Annotated in this window: 1 protein-coding gene; it reads right to left on the reverse strand. The window is 65.5% G+C overall.

Going from position 1 to position 443, the window contains the following annotated elements; all coding sequences use genetic code 11:
• Positions 1 to 443 (reverse strand): AAA family ATPase (locus tag O7A05_RS34195; protein WP_337097813.1); only part of this gene is annotated, 443 nt, incomplete at both ends.

A 443-nucleotide genomic window follows, 5' to 3' on the forward strand; every position in this document is an offset into this window, starting at 1 on the left:
TTGGTCATCACCAGGCCGTTGACGCCGGCGACATTGCGGAAGATCTCAACCTGGTTGAGCGCGTTCTGGCCGGTGGTGGCGTCGACCGTCTGCAGCACCGTGTGCGGCGCATCCGGATCGAGCTTGCCCAGCACGCGGACGATCTTTTCCAGCTCGGCCATCAGTTCGGTCTTGTTCTGCAGCCGGCCGGCGGTGTCGATGATCAGCACGTCCGAACCTGCCTCCTTAGCCCTCTCGAAGGCGTCGTAGGCGAGACCGGCGGCATCGGCGCCGAGCTTGGAGGCAATGACGGGCGATTTCGTGCGTTCGCCCCAGATCTTCAGCTGTTCGATGGCGGCGGCGCGAAACGTGTCGCCGGCGGCCAGCATCACCGACAGGCCGCCATCGGTCAGCTTGGCGGCGAGCTTGCCGATCGTCGTCGTCTTTCCGGTGCCGTTGACGCC

The organism is Mesorhizobium argentiipisi (SeqCode) (assembly GCF_037179585.1).
GTDB lineage: Bacteria > Pseudomonadota > Alphaproteobacteria > Rhizobiales > Rhizobiaceae > Mesorhizobium > Mesorhizobium argentiipisi.